The sequence below is a fragment of the Polaromonas sp. genome, from assembly GCF_012927415.1.
Lineage (GTDB): Bacteria > Pseudomonadota > Gammaproteobacteria > Burkholderiales > Burkholderiaceae_C > Polaromonas.
The window spans coordinates 22,119-31,666 of record NZ_JABBPF010000062.1; the positions used below are offsets into that span (position 1 = coordinate 22,119).

Sequence of the window (9,548 nt, forward strand, 5' to 3'; positions counted from 1 at the left end):
ATGAACCTTTTCCTGGAGCAACTTGTTGGCATCGCCCAGTACTACCCGGTCCTGTTGAAGGGTATCGGCATCACGCTGGCCTTGTCGGCCATCGGCATTGTCGCGGGAAGCATGGCAGGATTCCTGCTGGGCATCGGTCGCGCCAGTGCCAACAAACCGCTTCGGTTCGTCATTGGCGCCTATACCGACATCTTTCGCGGCACGCCGGTACTGGTCCAGGTGTTCGTGGTTTTTTTCATCCTTCCCGAGGCGGGTATCGAACTTGGCTCCTTCACCGCAGGTGCCCTGGCGCTGACCAATATCACCGCCTGTTTCATTTCGGAAATTGTGGCGTCCGGCATCCGGGCAGTGCCCCGGGGACAGCTTGAGGCAGCGGCCTCTGCCGGCCTCACCCGCTTTCAGCAAATGCGGCTGGTTGTGCTGCCGCAAGCCACCAGAATGATCGTTCCCTCCCTGGTGGGTCAGTTCGTTCTACTGGTCAAGGATTCGTCGGTTGTGTCCGCAATCGGCCTTTTCGACCTCACCCGCTCGGGCTGGGTGATCGTACAAAACATTCCGAACGGCCTGCTTGTTTTTGCACTGGTGGGGATTGGCTATTTCCTGATCTGCTACCCGCTCATCCATTTATCTCGCCGGCTGGAAAAGCGCTGACACCTCACCCTCAGCGTCCAATACATCGAACCCCGCATTGCCCATGATCAAATTCAGCGAACTGAACAAATGGTTTGGAACCAACCACGTTCTGCAAAACATCAACCTCAATGTCGCCAAGGGCGAGGTGGTGGTGGTGTGCGGGCCCAGCGGCTCCGGGAAAAGCACCCTCATCCGCTGTGTCAACGGCCTTGAGAAATTTCAAAGTGGTGAATTGGTGGTCGACGGCGCTTCCGTCACCCGGACGGCAGGACTGCGCCAGTTGCGGATGGAGCTTGGCTTTGTCTTTCAGCAATTTAATCTCTACCCGCACATGACGGCTCTTGAAAACGTCACGCTGGCGCCGATTCATGTGCGCAAGCTGGCCAGGAAAGAGGCCGTCAGCCGTGGCCGGCAGCTGCTTGAAAAAGTCGGTCTGGGCGACAAGTTCGATTCCTATCCGCATCAGTTGTCGGGCGGACAGCAGCAGCGCGTTGCCATTGCGCGCAGCCTTTGCATGCAACCGAAGATCATGCTGTTTGACGAGCCAACCTCAGCGCTGGACCCGGAAATGATCAACGAAGTCCTCGACGTCATGGTTGCGCTGGCCAAAGACGGCATGACCATGATTGTTGTCACGCATGAAATGGGCTTTGCGCGCAAGGTTGCCGACCGCGTGGTGTTCATGGACAAGGGCGCCATTGTTGAGGTTGCCGAACCAGAGGCCTTCTTCAAGACCCCCAGCAACGAGCGGACACGCGAATTTCTCGGGAAGATTCTTCACCACTAGAACCAGGCACAGCGGACATTTCCGCACATTGGCATGAACTTTCGAAAAATACCTGACGAATCACATGAACACAGCTGAAACGAAACGCCAACGCTCCATTGCCGTGGTGGGTGCCGGTATTGTCGGCGCAGCGACGGCATTGGCGCTCGCTGCCGAGGGCCACGCGGTCACGGTCATTGACCGTGGCGAGGTGGGTGCGGCAACCAGCTTCGGCAATGCCGGCGGCATTGTGGGCGGTGCGGTCACGCCCACTGCCACACCCGGTGTCATCCGCTCGATTCCGTCGTATCTCTTTGATCGCAACGGTGCCGCGGTGCTGCGGCCCGCCTATGTTTTCCAGGCGCTGCCCTGGCTTGCCCGTTTTATCGCGGCGGGCCGGCCTGCACGCGTTGCGGCTATCGCAGCGGCACTCCACCCGCTGGTATCCAGCGCCATGCACGCGCACCAGGCGCTGGCCGGCTTGAGTGACGCCCTTGGTTTCATCAAGCTGGTAGGCTGGCTGAAGGTCTACGGCTCGGAAGCCGCATTTTCAAAAACCGCACTCGAGCGTGAATTGATGACGCGTCACGGAATCAACTTCTCGATTCTCGACGCCGGTGAGATCGCTGATCTTGAACCCAAGCTCAACAAGGACGCCTATCACTGCGGCCTGTTTCAGCCCGACAGCGGCTTCGTCAACTACCCCATGAGACTGGCGCAAGCCTACTTTAATGGGGCGTTGCTGCGCGGCGCGCGCTACATTCAGCAAAACGTGCAGGAAATAAAGCCATTGAATGATGGCGGCATATCCGTGCGAACAGAACAGGCCACGCACCGCTTTGACTCGGTGGTCATCGCCACCGGCGCGTGGTCAAAACAGTTCGCAACCCAGTTGGGGGATCAGGTCAGTCTCGACACCGAGCGTGGCTACCATATTTCATTGGCCCTGACGGATGGGCCGCTGCTGACCCGCCCGGTCGGCTTTCCGGAAAAGGACTGTGTTTTGTCGCCCATGCATGATGGGATCACCGTGGTCAGCGGCGACGAACTGGCCGGCCTGACGGCCGCGCCCGACTTCCGGCGCATCCGCGCGCTGATGCCCTTTGTCAACAGCGTGCTGCCCGGCACGCGCTTGCAGACTGTTCAGCGCGAATGGATGGGCCATCGCCCCTCAACACCCGACTCATTGCCCGTGATCGGGCGGTCTGCACGCTGCAAGAATGTTTTTTATGCCTTCGGGCACGGCCATTTGGGACTGACCTTGTCTGCCATCACCGCCCAGCTGATTGCCGGCATGGTGGGCGGCCGTGCCGAACCATTCGACCTGACGCCCTACCGGATCAACAGGTTCTGAAGGAAAGCAGGTTCAGCGTGCATCGCACAATCGGTCTGCCCAAACCCCACCGAAAATAATTTGAGGAACCTCATGACAAGCGAAACCAGCGCGGCAAAAATCGGCATCCTGTGCTGGGAAACCGGGCAGGTGCCAAAAGGCTTGCAGCAGCTTGAAACCCTGGTCGGCAACAGCACCAACCCTGCGTCGTATGACTACCCGGTGCGGTTCAATCCGGTGCGTGGCGCGAATGTTCACACGATTCTCGAGAACCCTGACCCGGGCGTTCTTCAAACCATGATCACCGACGCGAAGGCCATGGCCGCACAGGGTATCAGGGCCATCACGACGAGCTGCGGGTTCAACGCAATCTTCCAGCAGCAACTCGCCGAGGCCGTCAGCGTGCCGGTTTTTACCTCCAGCCTGTTGCAGGTGCCCTTGGTCCAGCGGATTCACGGCCCGAAAAGCGAAATCTGCATACTTACGGCCAACGCGGGTGCGCTACGGCCCGAACACCTGTCATCGGTCGGTATCGAGCGCACCGAGGGGCTTTGCATCCTGGGTCTCGAACAATGCGAAGAATGGATGCGCATGTTTGCCGAACCCGATGCCGAAATCGATCTGGCAGCGATCGAGCAGGAAGTTTTGGGCACTGCACTGCGGGCGCTTGATCAGCACCCGGGCATTCGCGCCTTCGTTCTGGAGTGCACGGACTTGCCCCCTTACGCGGCAGCGATCCGCCGCCACTCGGGCCTGCCGGTATTTGATTTCATCTCGATGGTCAATTACCTGCATTCGAGTTTGTAGGGAGGCCTGCGCTTGGCCGGGATGCGCCAATCAGGAGAGTCAATGAATGGTTGGTTCGCTGCGATGAGGACAGTCAGTCAAACAGCGTCGACCGTTCGGAGAAGACTATTTACAGGCATTTGCAATCGATGATTAACGTTCTGCGCCCACCCAATCCTGGCACGATTCTTTCGCTCAACTCGGCTTCACCGTTTATGACGAACGGTTGATGCAGTGGTTGCCCAGAGAAATCGATCTTGGGCTCTGTACTTCGCGCAGGTGTCCGTAAGAGCTTCCAAAGGACTCGGGGAGCGGAAGCATCAACACGGGACGCCGAAAAGCATGAATCAAGACTCCCGCCCGAATGGTCAACCTGACCCGCTTTGCCGGCTTCCCTCCATAGCGCGGCAGCAGGACGGACTGAGGCTGTTAAAGACACGAGGTGTTGCAAATTGCAACGTTCTGAACGCCGTAACCTACAATTTCGCTAGCAGAAATACGTCGACAGCAAGGTCATGCAAATCATGACGCCGCGACGACGTGTTTCTTCCTTACGGGGGTCGCCCGCGCCCGCTTCCGCCGCATTACAAACACCCCCGCAACGCCCCCACGGTCCTCGCCGTCGCCCCCTGATTCCGCGCGGAAAACGCCAGCCCTGCAGCCACTGCTGCGGCCAGCGTGGGCGGATTACTGATCAGCTCCAGCCCGGCGTGCACGGCTTCCGCCATGTCCGCTGAACGCAGCGCCGCGCCCTCGGCCTGGGCCATCTCTGCCGCCTCGGTAAAATTGAAGGTGTGCGGCCCCATCACAACGGGGCAGCCGCAGGCCGCCGCTTCTATCAGGTTTTGCCCGCCCAGCGGCGCAAAACTTCCGCCCAGCAGGGCCACGTCGCTCAGGCCGAAATACCGCGCCATCTCGCCCAGCGTATCGCCGAGCCAGACATCGGCCTGCATGGCCTCGTCGTTGTCGGCCGGGCTGCCGTCCCAGCCTGAGCGGCGCGACACGCTCAAACCGTGCTGCTTGATCAGCGCCTCGGCTTCGTCAAAACGCTGCGGGTGGCGCGGCACAATCAGGAAGCGGACATTTTTGGAGCCTGCATATGCTACAGAATCGATAGCTGCATGTACGCGTTCTTGCTGGACCACGACACTTATTTGTTTGAGAAAAAGCTCTTCTTCACCATCCCGCGAGCTGGCGAACATCAGCACCGGCTGCGCAACCGCCCGCCGCCAGGCCTTGCCCTGCGCCTGCTGGCTGACGCTGGGCCTGGCGTCAAACTTGAGGTTGCCAAAGACACCGGAAACTGTCGCGCCGAGCTGGCTGAAGCGCGCCGCGTCGGCTGCAGTCTGCGCGAAAACCGCCGTCAGCGCGCCATAGGCCGGCCGCGACAGCAGCGCAAGGCGCAGCGCGTTTTTCAGGGATTTTTCAGACAGGCGCCCGTTGACCAGCAGCAGCGGCATGGCGCGCGCCTGGGCCTGGACCACCAGATTCGGCCAGATTTCGGTTTCCATCAGCAGCCCCAGACGCGGCTTGAAGTGAGCGAAAAACCTGGCCACGACGGCCGGGCTGTCCCACGGTTGCCAGACCTGCACGTCGCCGTGCTGCAGCAGCGTCCTGCCCTCGGCGCGGCCAGTCGCCGTGCCGTGCGTAAGCAAAATTCGCAGGCCGGGGTGCTGCGCGCGCAGGGCTTTGAGCAGCATGGCCGCCGTGCGCGTTTCCCCCAGCGAGACGGCATGCAGCCAGACCAGTTCCGAAGCCGTCTCCCCCGGCTGGATGTAATGGCCGAAGCGTTCTTCAACCGCTTCCAGATAACCCGGCTCGTGCAGACCACGGCGCGCCAGCTTGCGGCGCAGCAACGGCTGGCCCAGCATCATGAACAGCGAATAAAGCTGGCGCGCCAGAGTGTTCATGAAGCTCATGGCGCGACGGCCGTGGCGCTGCAGGCCAGCCAGGCCTGCCAGACAGCGTCGACATCAGGCGCGGGCCGCGCAAACACGCTGAGCTGCCGCCCTGCCGGTGGCGGCCCGGTGCGCCAGGCGGTGTCGAAGTTGTAGATCTGCACATGTGGCAAATCGAGCGCCACGGCGATGTGACTGACGCCGCTGTCCACGCCGATCACACCGGAGCAGCTCGCGAGCTGGTCTGTCAGCGCATCGAGTGCCAGTGGGGGCCAGACGACAGCAGGCGCTGGCTGGCCGTCGGCCCGGTCAACATTGAGCGCATCGGCGATGCTCCGGCTGGTCACCAGTTCTGCTGCGCTGCCATGCGGCAACACGATCTGGTAGCCTGCTGCAAGGAACCGTCGGCCCAGTTCTGTCCAGTGCCCAAGCGGCCACTCCTTGTCGGCACGCGAAGTGCCATGCACAAAGGCAATCTGTCCTGCTACTGTTTCGATAGCTGAGTATGACGGTAATTGCTGGACATGGAGCGGTTTTAAGCCAAAATCAGGATTGGAACGCAGCGCGTAGCCGAGTGCCGTGGCCGCCAGCTCGCGCGAGCGCCGCACGGCAGGGGTGTGGGGTGCGATGTGAATGGCAACAAAAGCCAACCAGCGCGTCGGCGCTTCGTAAGCCGAGCCTTCGGTCTGGTTGGCCAGGGCGAAGCGCTTTCCGCCTTCACCTCTTTTCTCTAACCGCGCCAGCCGCGCCACCAGTGCCGACTTGCTCAAACCCTGCAGGTCGATGACGGCGTCGTAGGCATCCCGCTGCAATTGCGCCTTGAAAGCGCGCCATTCGCTGCGCGTCGCCGCCGTCCAGAACGACTTGCGCCAGCGCCGGATTTCGCAGGTAATGATGCGGTGCAGTCCCGGGCAGCGTGCCAGCAGCGGCGCAAACGATTTCTCAACCACCCAGTCGATCTGCGCACCGGGAAAGGCGGCGTGGATGTCCCGCACGACCGGTAGGGTATGCACCACGTCGCCCAGCGACGACAGCTTGACCAGGAGGATTTTCACAATCGATGCTTCATTGGGGCATCACACCACGCAATCCGTCATTCCCGCGAAGACAAGGATCCAGCGCTGGGGGTGATAAATTCCCGGCCTTCGCAGGAATGACGGGAAAACGGATCAATGCGCTGGTGCCGCAAAAACTGCGTCCGGCTTAACACCGCGCAGCAGGACCAGCATGTCGGCCTGGATGCGCGTGAGTGCCTCGGGCGTCTGCCCTTCAAAGCGCAGCACCAGCACCGGCGTGGTGTTGGAGGCGCGAATCAATCCAAAACCGTCCGGCCAGTCGACCCGCACGCCGTCAATCGTAGAAAGTTTGGCCCCCATGCTTATCGCTTGGCTGATGACGCTGCCCCCCGAGGGAGCTGTGCCTGCTTGGGGCTGCCCGGCGCCGAGTTCATTACCCCCACGGTCGCTCACTGCGTGTAGCTCTCGGCCCCCCGAGGGGGCTGTGCTTGGTTGGGGCGGCCCGGCGCTGCGCACGGCCTCCTCAGCGATCTGAATCAGTTTTGTCACCACCGTGTGCTGTTCACCCTCGGCGCAAAGCACGTTGATTTCCGGCGTGCTAAAGCTGGTGGGCAGGCGGTTAAGCACCTCGCCCGCATCCGGCGATCGGCTGACGATTTCCAGCAGGCGGGCGCCGGCGTAGGTGCCGTCGTCAAAACCGTACCAGCGCTCCTTGAAGAAGATGTGGCCGCTCATTTCGCCGCCGAGCGGCGAGTTGACCTCTTTCATCTTTGCCTTGATCAGCGAGTGGCCGGTTTTGTACATCAGGGGCACGCCACCAGCCGCTTCGATCTCGGGCGCCAGGCGCTGCGAGCATTTCACGTCGTAGACGATCGTTCCGCCGGGCACGCGGCTCAGCACATCGCGCGCAAACAGCATCATCTGCCGGTCGGGGTAAATGTTCTGGCCGTCTTTAGTCACAATGCCAAGCCGGTCGCCATCGCCGTCAAAAGCCAGGCCCAGCTCGGCGTCACCGCTTTGCAGCGCGCGGATCAGGTCCCGCAGATTCTCCGGTTTACTCGGATCGGGATGGTGATTGGGGAAGTTGCCGTCAACGTCACTGAACAACTCGGTGACTTCGCAGCCCAGCGCCCGGAAAATCGCCGGCGCCGAGGCACCCGCAATGCCGTTTCCCGAGTCAATGACGATTTTCATGGGCCGCGACAGCTTGACACCCGAAACGATGCGCTCGCGGTAGGCGGATGCTACGTCGACCTGGCTGAGCTTGCCGGCCGCTGCTGGCGTGACCCAGCTTTCAGCCTGAATTGAGCGGCCCAGCGCCTGGATCTCCTCGCCGTAAATGGCGCGCCCTGCCAGCACCATCTTGAAGCCGTTGTAGTCCTTGGGGTTGTGGCTGCCGGTGACCTGGATGCCGGACGAGGCGAGCGTGTTGGCGGCAAAGTACAGCATGGGCGTCGTGACCATGCCCACGTCGACCACGTCAATGCCCGAAGCGATCAAGCCGCGAATCAGCGCGGCGCTGAGCGACGGGCCGCTGAGCCGGCCATCACGACCGACGGCGACGGCCTTTTCGCCGTCCTTGAGCGCCACGCTGCCAAAGGCTTTTCCCAGCGCCTCGGCCAGCACCTCGTTGATGGTGGAAGGCACGACGCCGCGGATGTCGTAGGCCTTGAAAATGGACGGATTGACTTGCATGGGAGGAACTTCGTGTAAGTTGAACTGAAATGATTGTAGGCGTGGCCTTCTGCCCGAAATCCTCCGACAGGCGAGCCTGGACATGTCCGAATGTGGCTAGTGCATTGCACTGCCGGGCGTATCATTTCTGCATGACACGCGCTAATTCCCTCCTTGCCGACGACGACTGCTACCTCGCCCTGAAGGCGCGGGATGCCCGCTTCGACGGCCGCTTTTTTACTGGCGTCAGTTCTACCGGCATTTACTGCCGGCCGGTTTGCAGTGTCAAGACCCCCAAGCGCGAAAACTGCCGCTTTTTTCGCCATGCAGCGCAAGCCGAACATGCCGGCTTTCGGCCCTGCCTGCGTTGCCGGCCCGAGCTGGCACCGCATTCGGTGGCCTGGTCGGTGCAGGACGCGTCCTTCATTCTGGCGCACCAGGCCGCGCGGCTGCTCGACGAGCCAGAGGATCAGGCGCCCGCGCGTGTCGCTTCGCGCATAGCGCCGTCGCTTGGGAAAGCTGGCCTCGCCTGGGGTGGCCCAGCGCTGCGGCCGTCTGGGTCTGCTCCGGCACGGCAGGATCCCGCCATTGCCAAACTGGCTGCGCGGCTGGGCGTGAGCGACCGCCATGTGCGGCGGATTTTCGAAGCACAGTTCGGCGTGTCGCCGCTGCAATATTTGCAGACACGGCGGCTGCTCACGGCCAAGCAGTTGCTGGCCGACACGGACTTGCCCATCACGCAAGTGGCGCTGATCAGCGGCTTTGCCAGCGTGCGGCGTTTCAATGCCGCCTTCGTGGCGCATTAAAAGTTGAACCCGACGCAACAGCGCCGCCATGGGCCCAGGCCAGCCGGCGGCGGCATCACCGTGCGGCTGGGCTACCGCCCGCCTTACGACGTGGCGGCCATGCTCGGATTTTTTGCCACGCACGCCATAAATGGCATTGAATTTGTCGCTATCGATGCCCGTCAGCCGTGCACAGGCAGCACATTCCGAGTGGAATCTGGCGGCCGGGAGCACGCTGGCTGGTTGCTCGCCGGTTTTGACGAGACGCGCTGCCAGCTGGTGCTGCGGGTCAGCGACTCGCTGTGTGAAGTCTTGCCGCTGGTGATCCGGCGGGTGCGCGCAATGTTTGATTTGGACGCCGACCCGGCAGCCATCAACAGTGTTCTACAGGCCAGTTTTCCGAACACCGGCGGCCAGCGCGTGCCGGGTGCGCTGGACGGCTATGAGCTGGCCGTGCGCGCCGTGCTGGGCCAGCAGGTCACGGTGGCGGCGGCGCGCACGCTGGCACAGCGCCTGGTGGAAAAATTTGGCGAGCCGATTGAGACGCCCTGGCCTCAACTGTCGCGCCTTTTCCCGGCCCCGGCGCTGCTCGCCGCCGCCAGCAGCGTTGCGCTGGGCCTGCTGGGCTTCGTCAGGCAGCGCCAGGCGGCCATCACC

General features: G+C 62.0%; 7 protein-coding genes and 1 pseudogene. 5 read left to right on the forward strand and 3 right to left on the reverse strand.

What is annotated here, in order from left to right; genetic code table 11:
* From HHJ19_RS06490 to HHJ19_RS06505, 4 genes are all read left to right on the forward strand, one after another.
* On the forward strand, positions 1 to 651 hold the full coding sequence (locus HHJ19_RS06490; RefSeq protein ID WP_296905130.1) for an amino acid ABC transporter permease: 651 nt from the start codon (positions 1 to 3) through the stop codon (positions 649 to 651).
* A gap of 43 nt (positions 652 to 694) precedes the next feature.
* Positions 695 to 1,420, forward strand: a complete 726-nt coding sequence (locus HHJ19_RS06495) for an amino acid ABC transporter ATP-binding protein (RefSeq protein ID WP_296905132.1) — start codon at positions 695 to 697, stop codon at positions 1,418 to 1,420.
* A gap of 64 nt (positions 1,421 to 1,484) precedes the next feature.
* Positions 1,485 to 2,753 carry an FAD-binding oxidoreductase gene (locus HHJ19_RS06500; RefSeq protein WP_296905134.1) on the forward strand — a complete coding sequence of 423 codons (1,269 nt, stop codon included), beginning with the start codon at positions 1,485 to 1,487 and terminating at the stop codon, positions 2,751 to 2,753.
* 72 nt (positions 2,754 to 2,825) lie between these two features.
* Positions 2,826 to 3,539, forward strand: coding sequence for an aspartate/glutamate racemase family protein (locus HHJ19_RS06505; RefSeq protein WP_296905136.1), 714 nt, complete (start codon positions 2,826 to 2,828; stop codon positions 3,537 to 3,539).
* A 563-nt stretch (positions 3,540 to 4,102) separates the two neighbouring features.
* Here HHJ19_RS06505 and HHJ19_RS06510 read toward each other — a convergent pair.
* From HHJ19_RS06510 to HHJ19_RS06520, 3 genes are all read right to left on the reverse strand, one after another.
* The gene (locus tag HHJ19_RS06510; protein WP_296905138.1) at positions 4,103 to 5,428 is read right to left on the reverse strand and encodes a 3-deoxy-D-manno-octulosonic acid transferase; all 1,326 of its coding nucleotides are present in this window, start codon (positions 5,426 to 5,428) and stop codon (positions 4,103 to 4,105) included.
* A 5-nt stretch (positions 5,429 to 5,433) separates the two neighbouring features.
* Entirely contained in the window at positions 5,434 to 6,471 is a 1,038-nt protein-coding gene (gene waaC / locus HHJ19_RS06515) for a lipopolysaccharide heptosyltransferase I (protein WP_296905140.1), read from the reverse strand.
* Positions 6,472 to 6,585: 114 nt separating this feature from the next.
* Entirely contained in the window at positions 6,586 to 8,127 is a 1,542-nt protein-coding gene (locus HHJ19_RS06520) for a phosphomannomutase/phosphoglucomutase (RefSeq protein ID WP_296905142.1), read from the reverse strand.
* A gap of 131 nt (positions 8,128 to 8,258) precedes the next feature.
* Here HHJ19_RS06520 and HHJ19_RS06525 point away from each other — a divergent pair.
* Positions 8,259 to 9,548, forward strand: a pseudogene (locus HHJ19_RS06525) (AlkA N-terminal domain-containing protein); the annotation flags it as partial.

Bases quoted from the DNA above. Each gene is read 5' to 3' on its own strand.
- HHJ19_RS06490 (WP_296905130.1), top strand. From the start codon at position 1: ATGAACCTTTTCCTGGAGCAACTTGTTGGCATCGCCCAGTACTACCCG.
- HHJ19_RS06495 (WP_296905132.1), top strand. From the start codon at position 695: ATGATCAAATTCAGCGAACTGAACAAATGGTTTGGAACCAACCACGTT.
- HHJ19_RS06500 (WP_296905134.1), top strand. From the start codon at position 1,485: ATGAACACAGCTGAAACGAAACGCCAACGCTCCATTGCCGTGGTGGGT.
- HHJ19_RS06505 (WP_296905136.1), top strand. From the start codon at position 2,826: ATGACAAGCGAAACCAGCGCGGCAAAAATCGGCATCCTGTGCTGGGAA.
- HHJ19_RS06510 (WP_296905138.1), bottom strand. From the start codon at position 5,428: ATGAACACTCTGGCGCGCCAGCTTTATTCGCTGTTCATGATGCTGGGC.
- HHJ19_RS06520 (WP_296905142.1), bottom strand. From the start codon at position 8,127: ATGCAAGTCAATCCGTCCATTTTCAAGGCCTACGACATCCGCGGCGTC.